General features: G+C 62.8%; 15 protein-coding genes. 9 read left to right on the top strand and 6 right to left on the bottom strand.

The features are described 5' to 3' along the window. The first annotated feature begins 1 nt into the window (after position 1). The 6 genes from lptM (at position 2) to ACL0K2_RS11270 (ending at position 4,629) form a co-directional block, all read left to right on the top strand. Entirely contained in the window at positions 2–142 is a 141-nt protein-coding gene (gene lptM / locus ACL0K2_RS11245) for an LPS translocon maturation chaperone LptM (RefSeq protein WP_045160435.1), read from the top strand. A 12-nt stretch (positions 143–154) separates the two neighbouring features. Continuing rightward, positions 155–1,402, top strand: coding sequence for a diaminopimelate decarboxylase (gene lysA / locus ACL0K2_RS11250; protein WP_413042665.1), 1,248 nt, complete (start codon positions 155–157; stop codon positions 1,400–1,402). 10 nt (positions 1,403–1,412) lie between these two features. Further along, a complete protein-coding gene (dapF, locus tag ACL0K2_RS11255; protein WP_239610163.1) occupies positions 1,413–2,243 on the top strand; it encodes a diaminopimelate epimerase in 831 nt (276 codons plus the stop codon). Next, positions 2,240–2,935 carry a DUF484 family protein gene (locus ACL0K2_RS11260; RefSeq protein ID WP_045160430.1) on the top strand — a complete coding sequence of 232 codons (696 nt, stop codon included), beginning with the start codon at positions 2,240–2,242 and terminating at the stop codon, positions 2,933–2,935. Before dapF ends, ACL0K2_RS11260 begins: the two co-directional genes overlap by 4 nt. Before the next feature lie 102 nt (positions 2,936–3,037). After that, positions 3,038–3,937, top strand: coding sequence for a tyrosine recombinase XerC (xerC, locus tag ACL0K2_RS11265; protein WP_413042666.1), 900 nt, complete (start codon positions 3,038–3,040; stop codon positions 3,935–3,937). After that, positions 3,934–4,629 carry an HAD family hydrolase gene (locus ACL0K2_RS11270; RefSeq protein ID WP_045160426.1) on the top strand — a complete coding sequence of 232 codons (696 nt, stop codon included), beginning with the start codon at positions 3,934–3,936 and terminating at the stop codon, positions 4,627–4,629. The genes xerC and ACL0K2_RS11270 overlap by 4 nt, the downstream gene beginning before the upstream one ends. A 77-nt stretch (positions 4,630–4,706) precedes the next feature. Here ACL0K2_RS11270 and sutA read toward each other — a convergent pair whose 3' ends face one another. The 5 genes from sutA to glnK all read right to left on the bottom strand — a co-directional run bounded on the left by sutA (position 4,707) and on the right by glnK (position 8,786). After that, a complete protein-coding gene (gene sutA, locus ACL0K2_RS11275) occupies positions 4,707–5,036 on the bottom strand; it encodes a transcriptional regulator SutA (RefSeq protein ID WP_045160425.1) in 330 nt (109 codons plus the stop codon). A gap of 74 nt (positions 5,037–5,110) precedes the next feature. Then, positions 5,111–5,536 (bottom strand): secondary thiamine-phosphate synthase enzyme YjbQ, encoded by a 426-nt coding sequence (locus ACL0K2_RS11280; RefSeq protein WP_239610158.1) that lies wholly within the window; start codon positions 5,534–5,536, stop codon positions 5,111–5,113. Positions 5,537–5,631: 95 nt separating this feature from the next. Continuing rightward, complete coding sequence (locus tag ACL0K2_RS11285) at positions 5,632–6,885, bottom strand: ammonium transporter (protein WP_045160422.1); 1,254 nt, start codon at positions 6,883–6,885, stop codon at positions 5,632–5,634. 81 nt (positions 6,886–6,966) lie between these two features. Continuing rightward, on the bottom strand, positions 6,967–8,283 hold the full coding sequence (locus ACL0K2_RS11290) for an ammonium transporter (protein WP_045160420.1): 1,317 nt from the start codon (positions 8,281–8,283) through the stop codon (positions 6,967–6,969). A gap of 164 nt (positions 8,284–8,447) precedes the next feature. Beyond that, positions 8,448–8,786: a P-II family nitrogen regulator gene (gene glnK, locus ACL0K2_RS11295; protein ID WP_003096476.1), complete on the bottom strand. Its 339-nt coding sequence runs from the start codon at positions 8,784–8,786 to the stop codon at positions 8,448–8,450. Positions 8,787–9,177: 391 nt separating this feature from the next. Between glnK and ACL0K2_RS11300 the strand changes: the two genes are divergently transcribed. The 3 genes from ACL0K2_RS11300 to ACL0K2_RS11310 all read left to right on the top strand — a co-directional run bounded on the left by ACL0K2_RS11300 (position 9,178) and on the right by ACL0K2_RS11310 (position 13,132). Then, positions 9,178–9,441, top strand: a complete 264-nt coding sequence (locus ACL0K2_RS11300; protein WP_045160570.1) for an accessory factor UbiK family protein — start codon at positions 9,178–9,180, stop codon at positions 9,439–9,441. A gap of 33 nt (positions 9,442–9,474) precedes the next feature. Further along, a complete protein-coding gene (locus ACL0K2_RS11305) occupies positions 9,475–10,974 on the top strand; it encodes a YifB family Mg chelatase-like AAA ATPase (protein ID WP_045160419.1) in 1,500 nt (499 codons plus the stop codon). Between the two features lie 190 nt (positions 10,975–11,164). Beyond that, on the top strand, positions 11,165–13,132 hold the full coding sequence (locus tag ACL0K2_RS11310) for a BCCT family transporter (protein WP_413042667.1): 1,968 nt from the start codon (positions 11,165–11,167) through the stop codon (positions 13,130–13,132). A 36-nt stretch (positions 13,133–13,168) separates the two neighbouring features. Here ACL0K2_RS11310 and ACL0K2_RS11315 read toward each other — a convergent pair whose 3' ends face one another. Next, a complete protein-coding gene (locus ACL0K2_RS11315) occupies positions 13,169–14,806 on the bottom strand; it encodes a putative bifunctional diguanylate cyclase/phosphodiesterase (RefSeq protein ID WP_413044463.1) in 1,638 nt (545 codons plus the stop codon). Positions 14,807–14,879: the final 73 nt, after the last annotated feature.

Genomic DNA, 14,879 nt, shown 5'->3' on the forward strand with positions numbered 1-14,879 from the left:
AATGAAGCGTCTACTGCTTCCACTTATTGCACTCGCGGTTCTCGCTTCCGCACTTAGCGGCTGCGGCCAGAAAGGCCCGCTGTATCATCCGGACGACGAAGCAACCGCCAACGAACGTTCCAAAGACCGTTTCGAACTGTAAAGGAGGCATTCCATGGAGGCCTTCTCGTACCGCGACGGTCAACTCTTCGCGGAGGGCGTGGCGCTGCCCGCTCTCGCGCAGCGCTTCGGCACCCCTACCTACGTCTATTCGCGCGCCCATATCGAGGCCCAGTACCGCGCCTATTCCGACGCGCTGCAAGGCATGCCGCACCTGGTCTGCTTCGCGGTCAAGGCTAACTCGAATCTAGGCGTGCTCAACGTACTGGCTCGCCTCGGTGCCGGTTTCGATATCGTGTCGCGCGGTGAATTGGAGCGCGTGCTGGCAGCAGGCGGGCAGCCTGAGCGCATCGTGTTTTCCGGCGTCGGCAAGACCCGTGATGACATGCGGCGCGCGCTGGAAGTCGGCGTGCACTGTTTCAACGTAGAATCCACCGACGAGCTCGAACGTCTGCAGCAGGTCGCTGCCGAGCTCGGTGTAATGGCGCCGGTGTCGCTACGGGTCAATCCCGATGTGGATGCCGGCACCCATCCGTATATCTCTACCGGCCTCAAGGAAAACAAGTTCGGCATCGCCATTGCAGACGCCGACGCGGTCTACGGCCGCGCTCACGCGTTGAGCAACATTGACGTGATCGGCGTCGATTGCCACATCGGCTCGCAGCTCACCACGCTGCCACCGTTTCTCGACGCGCTAGACCGCTTGCTGGCACTCATCGATCGTCTGGCCGTGCGGGGCATCCGCATTCAGCACCTGGATCTGGGTGGCGGGCTCGGTGTGCGCTATCGCGAAGAGCAACCGCCGCTGGCCGGCGATTACATACAGGCGGTGCGCAAGCGCATCGACGGGCGCGACCTGGCGCTGGTGTTCGAACCCGGTCGCTCGATCGTGGCCAACGCCGGTCTGCTGCTGACGCGTGTGGAGTACCTCAAGCACACCGAACACAAGGACTTCGCCATCGTCGATGCGGCGATGAACGATCTGATCCGCCCGGCGCTGTATCAGGCCTGGATGGACGTGGTGCCCGTGCAGCCACGCGAGGGTGATGCGCGTCACTACGACATCGTTGGCCCGGTCTGCGAAACCGGTGATTTTCTCGCCAAGGAACGCCCACTGGTCCTGGCCGAAGGCGACCTACTGGCGGTTCGTTCGGCTGGTGCCTACGGTTTTGTCATGAGTTCCAACTACAACACCCGCGGCCGAGCCGCCGAAGTGCTGGTGGATGGCGACGAAGTCTACGAAGTGCGCCGCCGCGAGAGCGTGCAGGAGCTATACGCCGGCGAAAGCCTGCTGCCTGCCTGAGGCCACGACGATGCTTTTGCGTTTTACCAAGATGCACGGCCTGGGTAATGATTTCATGGTCATCGACCTGATCAGCCAGCACGCGCATATCCAGCCGAAACACGCCAAGCAATGGGGCGATCGGCATACCGGCGTGGGCTTCGATCAGCTGTTGCTGGTCGAGCCGCCGCACGATCCCGATGTTGATTTCCGCTACCGCATCTTCAACTCGGACGGTTCCGAAGTGGAGCAATGCGGCAACGGTGCGCGCTGCTTCGCACGCTTCGTGCTCGACAAGCGTCTGACCATGAAGCGGCAGATTCGCGTCGAGACCAAAGGCGGGATCATCGAGTTGGACATCCGCCCCGACGGGCAGATCAGTGTCGACATGGGCCCTCCACGTCTGGTGCCGGCCGATATTCCGTTCCTGGCTGATGGCGAAGCCCTGAGCTATCCGTTGAATGTCGACGGCCAGCAGTTAGAGATCGCCGCGCTGTCCATGGGCAACCCACACGCCGTGTTGCGGGTGGATGACGTCACCACCGCGCCGGTGCATGAACTGGGGCCGAAGATCGAGCACCACCCGCGCTTCCCGCAGCGAGTCAATGCCGGTTTTCTGCAGGTGGTTGACCGCCAGCACGCGAAACTGCGGGTTTGGGAACGTGGCGCTGGCGAAACCCAAGCCTGCGGCACCGGCGCGTGCGCCGCAGCGGTCGCTGCGATTCGCCAGGGCTGGATGGACTCACCCGTACAACTCGATCTACCGGGTGGCCGTTTGTCCATCGAATGGGCAGGACCAGGGCAGCCGGTTATGATGACCGGTCCCGCCGTTCGCGTTTTCGAAGGACAAGTTCGCCTATGACCGAGCAAAACCAGGATAAGCCGCACCTGCCGGACGCCGAAACCGTCGTGGCCTATCTGCGCGCCCATCCGGAATTCTTTGTCGATCACGACGAGTTGATTCCCGAGCTGCGCATCCCCCACCTGCCCGGCGGCGCCGTGTCGCTGGTCGAGCGGCAGGTGAAGCTGCTACGTGAACGCAACATCGAAATGCGCCATCGCCTGTCGCAGCTGATGGATGTGGCTCGCGACAACGACAGGCTGTTCGACAAAACGCGCCGGCTGGTCCTCGACCTGCTGGACGCCAACAGCCTGGAAGAAATCATCGGCGCGGTGGATGAAAGCCTTCGGCATGAGTTCCAGGTGCCCTATGTCAGCCTGATCTTGTTCAGCGATTCGCCGTTGCCGGTTGGCCGCAGCGTGACCGCCGCCGAGGCGCAGCAGGCCATTGGCGGCCTGCTCGGCACCGGCAAAACCGTCTGCGGTGTACTGCGCCCGCATGAGCTGGCGTTTTTGTTTGGCGAAGAAGAAAGCAGCGGCATCGGCTCGGCCGCGGTGGTTGCGCTCAACCAGCAGCAAGGCATCCTGGCGATCGGCAGCCAGGACCCGCAGCATTACAAGAGTTCGCTGGGCACGCTGTTTCTCGGCTATATCGCCGAGGTGCTGACGCGCGTCCTGCCGCACTACTCAGCACCGCTGCGCTCGGTACGTTAGACGCCGCTGGACGCTGGAAGCCAATGCACGAACCACGAGCACTTCGTCCGGCTTCTACGTTCAGCTTCCATCTGATGGCTGCCTCTTATCGAAGTGAGCCCGATGCAGAACGATCTCGACGCCTATTTCGAACACCTGCGCAGCGAGCGGCAGATGTCGCCTCACACCCTCGATGGTTATCGGCGCGATCTAATCAAGGTGATGAACTTCTGCCATAAGCAGCACCTCGAGCAATGGGCCGAACTGAAAAGTCCTCAGGTTCGCCAGCTGATCGCCGAACAGCATCGCCAAGGTCAATCCGGCCGCAGCCTGGCACGTCTGCTGTCGTCGTTGCGGGGCCTTTATCGCTATCTCAACGAGGAAAAGCGCTGCGCCCATGATCCGGCGGCCGGTATCTCCGCGCCCAAGGGCGAGAAGCGTCTGCCGCGCCTGCTCGATACCGATAGAGCGATGCAGCTGCTCGACGGCGGGATTGAGGACGATTTCATCGGCCATCGCGATCAGGCCATGCTCGAACTGTTCTATTCGTCCGGTCTGCGTCTGGCCGAGCTGGTCGGTCTCAACCTCGATCAGCTCGATCTGCCGGCCGGTCTGGTTCAGGTTCATGGCAAAGGCAACAAGGAGCGTGTGCTACCCATCGGTCGCAAGGCCCGTGAAGCGCTGCAGGCCTGGTTACCACTGAGGACGCTGAGCAATCCAGCCGATGGCGCGGTCTTCGTCAGCCAGCATGGTCGGCGCCTCGGGGCTCGCGCGGTACAGCTGCGGGTACGCCAAGCCGGCGTGCGAGAGCTCGGCCAGCATCTTCACCCGCACATGCTCAGGCACAGCTTCGCCAGCCACATGCTGGAATCCTCCCAAGACTTGCGCTCGGTGCAGGAGCTGCTCGGTCATGCCGACATCGGCACCACGCAAATCTATACCCACCTGGACTTTCAGCATCTGGCCAAGGTCTATGATCAGGCGCACCCGCGAGCGCGCCGCAAACAGGACAGCGAGCCATGAGTATTCAGCTGATCACCTTCGACCTCGACGACACGCTTTGGGATGTCGCGCCCGTCATGCGCGGCGCCGAAGCGACCCTGCGCGATTGGCTAGGACGCAATGCGCCACGCCTGGGCGACTTCACCACTGAAGCGCTGTGGGCCATCCGTGAGCGGCTGCTGCAAGCCGACCCTATGCTCAAGCATCGCCTCAGCGAGCTGCGCCGGCAGATACTGTTCAACGCACTGGAGCAGGCCGGCTACCCGCCGGGCGAAGCCAAAGAGCTGGCCGAAGCGGGTTTCCGGGTCTTTCTCGAGGCGAGACACGCTGTCGAGTTATTTCCCGAGGTGCACCCCACACTGGAGCTGCTCGCCAATCGCTACATGCTCGGCGTGCTGACCAACGGTAACGCCGACGTCAGCCGGCTGGGGCTGGCCGACTACTTCCGCTTCGCCCTCTGCGCCGAGGAGCTCGGGGTCGGCAAGCCCGACCCACATCCGTTCCGCGAAGCGCTCAAGCGGGGCGGCGTGGAGGCCACCCACGCGGTGCATATCGGCGACCATCCCAGCGACGATATCGGCGGCGCCCAGCGCGCCGGCATGCGTGCGATCTGGTTCAACCCCGGCGGAGTTGAGTGGCAACACGCCGGCAGACCCGACGCTGAAATCGGCAGCCTGTCCGAATTGCCGCCATTGCTCGACCGCTGGCACTGAGCGCAGCGCGATCAAAACGCGACATCCTGATTCACAAAAAAGCCCGCAATAGCGCGGGCTTTTTCATGGGCGGCGATTCAAATAGGCCGACTGCCGTATTTGCTGTCCGGCTTTTTCGGCGGATCGGCGACTACATTGGGCTCGACTTCCTGCACACGTCCTCCCCGCGCCAAAAATTCCTCCATGGCGCGCGCCAGCTCATCGCGTTCGCGCTGCTTGGCCTCCAGACTTGGCAGCTCGTCGACGACGACAGCCTTGGCCTTGGCCTTCTTGGTCGTTGGAGTGGCGCGCTCGCTGTCGGTCCCCTCTTCATCAGCGAGATCGTCGCCGTCGTCGGCAGCAGCCAGCTCCTCGTCATCTTCCTCGTCGTTAACGTCCAGGTCTTGTTCTAATTCTTCGTCGCTCATGTTCAACCTCGTACCTTGCCAAAGCGGAAGTTATAGCCCAGCGATGTGATTTGTTCGCCATCGCCAAAAAAAATTCAACTTGCCATTCCGTACAGCGTTGCAAGGATCTGCCTGGCGCCGCCCTGATCACGGTGCTCGCCCAGATAGATACCCTGCCAAGTCCCCAATGCCAATCGCCCCTCACTGACCGGCAAACTCACCTGGCAACCGAGCAGGCTCGCCTTGAAGTGTGCCGGCAGATCGTCCGGCCCCTCGTAATCATGTTCGTAACCATCCTGACCCTGCGGCACCAGGCGGTTGAAGAACCGCTCGAAGTCGCGCCGAACCGCGCCGTCGGCGTTCTCGTTGATGGTCAGCGAGGCCGATGTATGACGCAGCCACAGGTGTAACAGACCGACCGGGCATTGTTGCAGTTCCGGCAGTTGTGCAAGCAGCTCGTCGGTAACCAGGTGAAAACCGCGCGATTTCGGGCGCAGCGTGATCATCGTCTGTTGCCACATGCCGGAGCCTCTGCGATCACCTGAACGGGCGCATTCTAGCGCGGCGCCAGAAAAAACAAAGGGCGCCATAGGCGCCCTCGTCATTAGATTGCAGGTCAACGTTTACTGGTGAACTCCGGGTAGGCTTCGAGGCCGCACTCGACCACATCAACACCCTCGTATTCCTCCTCTTCGCTGACACGCAGGCCGAACACGGCCTTGATGATGCCCCAGACGATCAGGCTGGCGATGAACACCCAGGCAAAGATCGACACCAGACCCAGCAGCTGCGCTCCGAACGAGGCGTCCGCATTGGTCAGCGGTACGGCCAGCAAGCCCCACATGCCGACAACACCATGCACCGATATAGCACCGACAGGGTCATCAAGCTTGAGCTTGTCCAGGCCAAGGATGCTGAACACTACCAGTACGCCGCCCACACCACCGATCAACACGGACTGCAGCGCACTCGGGGTCAGCGGCTCGGCGGTGATGGCGACCAGACCGGCCAGTGCACCGTTGAGGATCATGGTCAGATCGGACTTGCCGAACAGCAGGCGCGCTGTGATCAGTGCCGCAACCAGGCCACCGGCAGCCGCCATATTGGTATTGGTGAACACCTGAGCGACCGCGTTGGCGTCTTCGATGGTGCTCATCTTCAGTTGCGAACCGCCGTTGAAGCCGAACCACCCCATCCACAGGATGAACGCACCGAGGGTCGCCAGCGGCAGGTTGGCGCCGGGGATCGCGTTGATCTGACCGTTCGGGCCGTATTTGCCCTTGCGCGGCCCCAACAGCAGCACGCCAGCCAGAGCAGCGGAAGCGCCGGCCATGTGCACCAGACCGGAACCGGCGAAATCGAGGAAACCAGCCGCGTCGAGGAAACCACCGCCCCATTTCCAGAAACCCTGCACCGGGTAGATGATGCCGGTCATCACCACTGCAAAGGCGATGAAAGCCCAGAGCTTCATCCGCTCGGCCACCGCACCAGAAACGACCGACATGCAGGTCGCAGCGAATACCACCTGGAAGAAGAAGTCCGCGCGCGTCGAGTAGTAAGGCGCGTCTTCGCCGCCGGCGGCGACCACGTCTACCGCGTTCTCATCGCCGATCAGAAAGCCCAGGCTCGGCAGAATGCCGCCGTCCGGACTGGAATACATGATGTAGTAGCCGATCAGCAGATACATGATCGACGCCACGGCGTAGAGCACGATGTTCTTGGTGAGTATCTCGGCGGTGTTCTTCGCCCGGACCAGACCGGCTTCGAGCATGGAAAAACCGGCCGCCATCCACATCACCAGCGCGCCGCAGATAAGGAAGTAGAAGGTATCGAGTCCGTACTGAACGGGTATCAGTGCTGTGCTATCCATTTGTTATCACCTTTTGCCGAGCGCCTCACGACGCTGTTCGGTTAAAGGCGCCCGGGTTGGCTCCGGGCGCACTCCGTGTGCTTACAGGTTGTAGCCACGCTCGTTGTGCAGGCTGAGGTCGAGGCCGATGGTTTCCTCTTCTTCGCTGACCCGCAGCCCCATCACCACATCGATCACCTTGAGAATCACGAAGGTGACGATGGCGGTGTACACGACGGTGAACAGCACACCCTTGAATTGGATCCACAGCTGCAGCGCGATGTTGTCCACTTCACCGAAGCCGCCCAGCGCCGGAGCCGCGAACACACCCGTCAACAACGCACCGACGATGCCGCCGACGCCATGCACGCCAAAGGCGTCCAGGGAGTCGTCGTAACCGAGCTTGCGTTTCAGACTGGTGGCACAGAAGAAGCAGATGGCGCCAGAGGCCAGACCGATGATCAGCGCACCCATCGGGCCCACGGTGCCGGCAGCCGGGGTAACGGCAACCAGACCGGCAACCACGCCCGAAGCGATGCCCAGCGCGCTGGGTTTGCCGTGAGTCAGCCACTCGGCGAACATCCAGGCCAGTGCCGCGGCAGCCGTCGCGATCTGGGTAACCAGCATGGCCATGCCGGCGGTGCCGTTGGAGGCCAGTGAGGACCCGGCGTTGAAGCCGAACCAACCGACCCACAGCATCGCTGCACCAACCAGGGTCAGGCCCAGGTTATGCGGCGCCATCGGCGTGGTGGGGAAGCCCTTGCGCTTGCCGAGCACGATGCACGCCACCAAGCCTGCGATACCGGCATTGATGTGCACCACGGTGCCGCCGGCGAAGTCGAGCACCCCCCAATCCCACATCAGGCCGCCGTCGCCACCCCAAACCATATGCGCGATGGGCGCATAGACCAGGGTGAACCAGACACCCATGAACACCAGCATCGCGGAGAACTTCATACGTTCGGCGAAGGCACCGACGATAAGCGCCGGAGTGATGATGGCGAAGGTCATCTGGAAGGTGATGAACACGCTCTCCGGCACGGTACCGGTGAGGCTGTCCGGCGTCAGCCCGCTGAGGAAGACACGCCCCAGACCGCCAACGAAGGAATTGAGATTGGTGACCCCCGCTTCCATGCCAGCCGTGTCGAAGGCCAGGCTGTAACCGTAGACCATCCAGAGGATGCTCATCAGGCCAGTGATGGCGAAGCACTGCATCATGACCGACAGAATGTTCTTGGAACGGACCATGCCGCCGTAGAACAGTGCCAGGCCTGGAATCGTCATGAACAGCACCAGCGCAGTGGCTGTGAGCATCCATGCCGTGTCACCTGAATCAAGCGTTGCCTCCTGCGCCATGGCGATGCCGGGGCTGATCAGAGACAAAAGGGCTCCTAGCCCTGCGAATTTTCGCAGAGTCATGGTTTTACTCCTGGGGCGTGGGGTTCGTAGGCCTGCTAGGCAGGCAATCGCAAAATGATCGAGATCGTGCGTGGCAGCGAGAAATCAGACTCGGTTGGCTTGGCTGATTTCGGCGAACTCGGGCGTCTCCGCCCGGTCAATCGCTCCCTACGCGACGAAGCCGATCAGATCGCGTCGGTATCGGTTTCGCCTGTCCGGATGCGGATGGCCTGTTCCAAATTGACGACGAAAATCTTGCCGTCACCGATCTTGCCGGTATTGGCCGCCTTGGTGATGGCTTCGATCACCCGATCGAGCTGATCGTCGGCAATCGCCACGTCGATCTTCACTTTCGGCAGAAAATCGACCACGTACTCGGCACCGCGATACAGCTCGGTATGGCCTTTCTGGCGCCCGAAACCCTTGACCTCGGTGACTGTGATGCCTTGAACACCGATCTCGGACAGCGACTCGCGTACGTCGTCCAGCTTGAACGGCTTGATGATGGCAGTGACTAGTTTCATGAAACTCTCCCGTTAGGTGGACTTGCCCCAGAAGTACGAACCCGGCTCAAGTCTAAGCTCAGTGTCTGGCTCTTGTAACGCGCCGGCGTGGCCGAGCGACTCCCGACACCATCAACCGATCCGACGAAACGTCCCGAATCGCCTGCGCACCGCAACGCTCTGGTGCATCGTCATGGCCCTCCAAGCAGAATCGGTGCCAGTTTGCTGGAAAGCGCGGTCTGGTGCGTTCCGCGACGCCGGGATGCCGTGGTGCCTGTAGCGAACCAGCGCAACCGCGCACCAATACCGCGCACAACGACGCAGGCGTCTGCCCATAATCGTGCATGCTGGTAAAAAATGACCGCGGACGGCCCGTGTTACACTGCCCGCCGCTCAGAAACAGGTGATGCTCATGTTTCCACCCAAAGCTTTTCTCGACGCCATCGGCTCCCAGGCTTCGCGCCTGTTCAACGGCGAAACGCCACTACCCCGCCCGGAAATCGAAGCCCAGCTGAAAGGGATCGTGCAGGGCGCGCTGAGTAAGCTGGATGTCGTCAGTCGTGACGAGTTCGACAGCCAGATGGTCGTCCTGGCCCGCACACGGGCGCGGCTCGAAGCGCTCGAGGCCAAGGTCGCCGAGCTGGAAGAAAGACTGGTGCCCCCCGCCTCCGAATAAACCCGGTGGCGACACGATCAAAGGAGTGATCGAATGTCCCTTGCCATTGTTCATAGCCGCGCCCAGGTGGGCGTCGAGGCGCCCAGCGTCACCGTGGAAGCCCACCTGGCCAACGGCTTGCCCTCGCTGGCGCTGGTCGGACTGCCGGAGACCGCCGTCAAGGAAAGCAAGGATCGTGTGCGCAGCGCGATTCTGACCTCCGACTTTGACTTTCCTGCCCGCCGTATAACCCTCAATCTGGCCCCGGCGGACTTGCCGAAAGACGGTGGCCGCTTCGATCTGGCCATCGCCTTGGGTATTCTCGCGGCGAGCGGTCAGATTCCCCCGGACCGCCTCGATAGCCTCGAATGCCTGGGCGAGCTGGCACTGTCTGGAGCGCTACGCCCGGTTCAGGGCGTTCTGCCCGCCGCACTGGCCGCACGCAAAGCCGGACGTGCTCTGCTGGTACCACGCGCCAATGCCGAGGAAGCCAGCCTGGCCTCTGGCCTGGTGGTCTACGCCGCCGATCATTTGCTCGAGGTCGCAGCGCATTTCAATGGCGTCGCGCCTCTTGCGCCGTTCGAAGCCCAAGGTTTGCTGCGTCAACTGTTGCCCTATCCCGACCTGGCCGAGGTGCAAGGCCAAGTTGCCGCCAAGCGCGGCCTGCTGGTCGCTGCGGCGGGCGCGCACAACCTTTTGTTTTCCGGGCCGCCGGGCACCGGCAAGACGCTCCTCGCCAGCCGTCTTCCGGGCCTGCTACCGCCTCTGGAAGAGCAGGAGGCGTTGGAAGTCGCGGCGATTCATTCGGTCGCCAGCCAGTCACCGCTCGAGCATTGGCCGCAGCGGCCTTTCCGTCAGCCCCATCACAGTGCATCGGGACCGGCTCTGGTTGGCGGTGGTAGCCGACCGCGGCCGGGCGAAATCACCTTGGCGCACCAGGGCGTGTTGTTTCTCGATGAGCTGCCGGAATTCGATCGCAAAGTCCTGGAGGTGCTCCGCGAGCCACTGGAATCAGGCTGCATCGTTATTGCCCGGGCACGGGACAAGGTGCGATTCCCGGCTCGCTTTCAACTGGTCGCGGCGATGAACCCCTGCCCCTGCGGCTACCTGGGCGACCCGAGCGGGCGCTGCCGCTGTTCACCCGATCAGATTCAGCGCTACCGCGGCAAGCTGTCCGGGCCGTTGCTCGATCGTATCGACCTGCACCTCACCGTGGCACGCGAAGCCACGGCACTGAACGCACCACTGGCCGGCAGCGAAACCACTGCACAGGTCGCGGCCCAGGTCGCCGAAGCGCGACGCATCCAGTTGCAGCGCCAAGGCTGCGCCAATGCATTCCTCGACCTCAGCGGTCTGCGCAGCCATTGCCAATTGCAAGCCGAGGACCAGCAATGGCTGGAACGCGCCTGCGAGCGACTCGGACTTTCGCTGCGCGCCGCGCACCGGATCCTGAAAGTCGCGCGGACCCTGGCAGACCTGCAGCAGCACACGGCCATCGGCCGTGCGCACCTGGCCGAAGCCCTGCAGTACAGACCCGGCAGCCAGGGCGGCTGAGTTACGCCCCCTCCAACGGCGATCGATTGGAATCGGTAATTCAATTGCAAACCGGATTTCCAGGCGGCCCAACCAGCGAAGCGAGGCAGTGGACGACCTGCGTGTCCGGTCGAAAGCTGACCGATATGTTAGATTGCGTCCTCTTCGCCACAGGCGGCCACTCCCTAATCGGTTATCAAAGGAGCGCAGCATGGAGGCCAACAAGTCTTCTTCCCCTACCCTCAACCCCCCCGTTTTCTACGGCTCTGCCGTTCTGATCCTGATGCTGGTGATCTACAGCGTCGCCACCCCGGAGCATGCTCAGCGCGTCTTCAGCGATGTCCAGGCCTGGATCATCGCCAATGTCAGTTGGCTGTACATTCTTGCCGTGGCGATCATTCTGCTGATGGTGGTGTTGCTGGCCCTCAGCCGGTACGGAGAAATCAAGCTCGGCCCCGATCACAGCGAGCCGGACTATAGCTACCTCACCTGGTTCTCGATGCTGTTCTCGGCGGGCATGGGTATCGGTCTGATGTTCTTCGGCGTCGCCGAGCCGGTGATGCACTTTCTATCCCCCCCGGTCGGCGAAGGCGGCACTGTAGACGCCGCACGCGAAGCGATGAAAATCACCTTCTTCCACTGGGGACTACACGCCTGGGCTATCTACGCCATCGTCGCGATGATCCTGGCCTATTTCAGCTATCGGCAAGGGTTGCCGCTGACTCTGCGCTCGGCCCTGTACCCGCTGATCGGTGAACGTATTCATGGCCCGATCGGCCACGCGGTGGATATCTTCGCCATCATTGGCACCGTACTCGGCGTCGCCACCTCTCTGGGTCTTGGGGTCACCCAGATCAACACCGGCTTGAACCATCTTTATGGGCTGCCGGTATCGATACCGGTACAGATCGCACTGATCGCAGGCACCACGTTGCTGGCGACCATTTCCGTGGTCACCGGGCTGGACAAGGGCGTACGCCGGCTGTCCGAGTTGAACCTGACGTTGGCGGTCCTGTTGCTGCTTTTGGTACTGATCGCCGGCCCCACCGTGTTCATCCTGCAGACCTTCGTGCAGAACACCGGTAACTACTTCTCCCAGATCGTCACCGCTACCTTCAATCTCTACGCCTACGAGCCGAACGATTGGATAGGCGGCTGGACGCTGTTCTACTGGGGCTGGTGGCTGGCCTGGTCGCCCTTTGTCGGGCTGTTCATCGCGCGGATCTCGCGTGGCCGCACCATTCGCGAATTCGTCACCGGCGTCCTGTTGGTGCCGACTGCCTTCACGTTGCTTTGGATGACGGTGTTCGGCGATACCGCGATTCACATGATTCTCTGGGACCACGTAACCAGTCTGGGTGAAGCCATCGAGCGCGACAGCTCATTGGCGCTGTTCGCCTTTCTCGAGCACTTCCCCTTTGCCTCGCTGCTATCGCTGATCGCGATCATCATGGTCGTGGTGTTCTTCGTCACCTCGGCGGACTCCGGTGCGCTGGTGGTGGACATGCTCGCTTCCGGTGGCCAAGGCCAGACGCCCGTCTGGCAGCGCGTGTTCTGGGCCGGTTCCATGGGCGCGGTGGCCATCGCGCTGCTGCTCGCCGATGGCCTGACGGCCTTGCAGACCGCCACGATCGCCAGCGCGCTGCCCTTCACCCTGGTGCTGCTCTGCGCCATGTGGGGGCTGCTCAAGGCGTTGCGCGTCGATGCCACCAAGCAAGGCCTGCGCTATCAATCACTCAGCACCACGCCCACCGCGCCGCAGGAAGGCGGTTGGCGGCGACGCGTGCAGAACCTGACCAAGTACCCGCGCCGCCGCGATGTGGAGCGCTTCATCAGGGAAGTTGCGGCCCCGGCCTGTACTGCAGTGGCCGAGGAGCTGCGCCAGCAGGGCTACAGCGTCGAACTGACCAGCGGTGAGGACAACCGTACCGGGTTGGCGATCACCCACGAGGGCGCTCCCGACTTCATCTACCAGATCCGTCCGCGCGGCTATCCGATGCCGAGCTTCGTCGTCACCGAAGAAGGTGACGAGGACGAGCGCAACTACTACCGCGCCGAGGTGCACCTCAAGGAAGGCGGACAGAACTACGATGTGATGGGCTGGAGCCGCGAGGGCGTCATCGGCGACATCCTCGACCAGTACGAGAAACACATGCACTTCCTGCACATGGTGCGCTAGCCGGCTGGGCGCCGGGTGCCGCACCCGGCGTTCGCCTCAGCCGCTGAGCTGGGCCTGATGCTCCTGATCCAGGAAGCGCTCCAGCTCCGCCAGTGGCAGCGGCTTGCTGATCAGGTAGCCCTGCACCTGATTGGCGCCGTAGCGCTCCAGCAGTTTCAACTGACCGGCCCGTTCCACGCCTTCGGCCACCACCTCTAGCCCCAGGTCATGAGCCAGACCGATCATGGCCTGGACCAGGCTGTTGTCCGCCTTGGCGCTGACCCCATCGACGAAGCTCTTGTCGATTTTCAGCAGGCTGATAGGAAGCCGGCTCAGGTGCACGAACGACGAAAATCCGGTGCCGAAATCGTCCAGCGAGAAGCGCACACCCAGCTCCGCCAGCGCGCTCATGGTCCCGCTGACCTGATCGCTGCGGCGCATCACCGCGGTCTCGGTGAGCTCGAATTCAAGCCAGCGCGGGTCCACACCGCGCTCCTCGATCAGTCGCTGCAGGGTGACCAGCAATTGACTGTCCTGAAACTGCCGGAACGACAGGTTGACCGCCATGTGCAGTTCCCCGGAGCCCTTCTCGCGCAGGCTCTGCATGTCGCGCAGCGCCCGCGAAATCACCCAGTAGCCCAGCGGCACGATCAGCCCGCTTTCCTCGGCCATGGGAATGAACTCATCCGGGGCCAGCAGGCCGCGCGAGGCATGTGGCCAGCGCACCAGCGCTTCCAAGCCGACGATGCGACCGGTCTCCATGCACAGCCGCGGCTGATAGTGCAATTCCAGATCATCGCGGCGCAGCGCACGGCGCAGCTCACCTTCCAAGTCCGCCAGGCTGCTGGCGCTGCGATTGACCCGCTCGTTGTAGAGATACCAGGTACACCCTTGCTTGGCCTTGGCCTGCCGCATGGCAACCTGCGCCAGCCATAGCAGCTGATCGGCATCGGTGTCGGCCTTGGCGTGGGCCAGCCCAAGGCTGCAGCCGAGCATCAGGCTTTCGCCGTCGAGCCAGTAAGGCTCGGCCAAGGCTTCCACCACCCGATCGGCTACCTGCTCGGCGCGCCCGGAGCGGCGCCCGGTATCCAGTAGCAGGCCGAATTCGTCGCCACCCAGCCGCGCGATCCGGTCGCCAACCTCCAGCTGCGCCTTCAAGCGCGCCACCACTTGCAGGATCAGCCCGTCACCGGCCTGGTGCCCCAGCGCCTCGTTGACCCGGCGAAAATTGTCCAGGTCCAGCAGTCCCAGGGCCAACCCCCCGCCGTCGTGCTCCGCCAGCTCTCCCGCAAGCAACGCCTGGAATCCCTGGCGGTTCACGACTCCTGTCAGCGGGTCCTGCTCGGACAGGCGCTGCAGTGCCGCATGCAGAGTGCACCGTTCTCGTGCATAACGCAGGCTGCGGCGCAACACATCAGCGCTGAACTGCGAACCGACCAGCCAGTCGACAACGCCCTCGGGCGCCTCGTCCGGCTCTTCGTCGAGCAGGAGCATGGTAGGAATGGGAAAACGGCCCGAAGCCGGGCGGCGGCGCGGCGTGGTGAGCAGCAAGACGTGACCCGCTTCAGCCAGATGCGCAGCGGCGGAGGGCCAGTCATCGGCGATCAGCAGCAGGTGTTGGCTACGCAACGCGACCAGCGCGGCGTGCAAACGTTCGCCCCACTCGGGCTCGTCTGCCAGCAGAACCAGACGCATGGGTTGGATGGGCGCTGTCACGGTGTGTCCCCGGTTCGTGCGGAGCAAGAGGATGGTTGGCCACCTCGACGGC

This window comes from Pseudomonas sp. YJ42, assembly GCF_047225135.1.
GTDB lineage: Bacteria > Pseudomonadota > Gammaproteobacteria > Pseudomonadales > Pseudomonadaceae > Stutzerimonas > Stutzerimonas stutzeri_E.

Bases quoted from the DNA above. Each gene is read 5' to 3' on its own strand.
- lptM (WP_045160435.1), top strand. From the start codon at position 2: ATGAAGCGTCTACTGCTTCCACTTATTGCACTCGCGGTTCTCGCTTCC.
- lysA (WP_413042665.1), top strand. From the start codon at position 155: ATGGAGGCCTTCTCGTACCGCGACGGTCAACTCTTCGCGGAGGGCGTG.
- dapF (WP_239610163.1), top strand. From the start codon at position 1,413: ATGCTTTTGCGTTTTACCAAGATGCACGGCCTGGGTAATGATTTCATG.
- ACL0K2_RS11260 (WP_045160430.1), top strand. From the start codon at position 2,240: ATGACCGAGCAAAACCAGGATAAGCCGCACCTGCCGGACGCCGAAACC.
- xerC (WP_413042666.1), top strand. From the start codon at position 3,038: ATGCAGAACGATCTCGACGCCTATTTCGAACACCTGCGCAGCGAGCGG.
- ACL0K2_RS11270 (WP_045160426.1), top strand. From the start codon at position 3,934: ATGAGTATTCAGCTGATCACCTTCGACCTCGACGACACGCTTTGGGAT.
- sutA (WP_045160425.1), bottom strand. From the start codon at position 5,036: ATGAGCGACGAAGAATTAGAACAAGACCTGGACGTTAACGACGAGGAA.
- ACL0K2_RS11280 (WP_239610158.1), bottom strand. From the start codon at position 5,536: ATGTGGCAACAGACGATGATCACGCTGCGCCCGAAATCGCGCGGTTTT.
- ACL0K2_RS11285 (WP_045160422.1), bottom strand. From the start codon at position 6,885: ATGGATAGCACAGCACTGATACCCGTTCAGTACGGACTCGATACCTTC.
- ACL0K2_RS11290 (WP_045160420.1), bottom strand. From the start codon at position 8,283: ATGACTCTGCGAAAATTCGCAGGGCTAGGAGCCCTTTTGTCTCTGATC.
- glnK (WP_003096476.1), bottom strand. From the start codon at position 8,786: ATGAAACTAGTCACTGCCATCATCAAGCCGTTCAAGCTGGACGACGTA.
- ACL0K2_RS11300 (WP_045160570.1), top strand. From the start codon at position 9,178: ATGTTTCCACCCAAAGCTTTTCTCGACGCCATCGGCTCCCAGGCTTCG.
- ACL0K2_RS11305 (WP_045160419.1), top strand. From the start codon at position 9,475: ATGTCCCTTGCCATTGTTCATAGCCGCGCCCAGGTGGGCGTCGAGGCG.
- ACL0K2_RS11310 (WP_413042667.1), top strand. From the start codon at position 11,165: ATGGAGGCCAACAAGTCTTCTTCCCCTACCCTCAACCCCCCCGTTTTC.
- ACL0K2_RS11315 (WP_413044463.1), bottom strand. From the start codon at position 14,806: ATGCGTCTGGTTCTGCTGGCAGACGAGCCCGAGTGGGGCGAACGTTTG.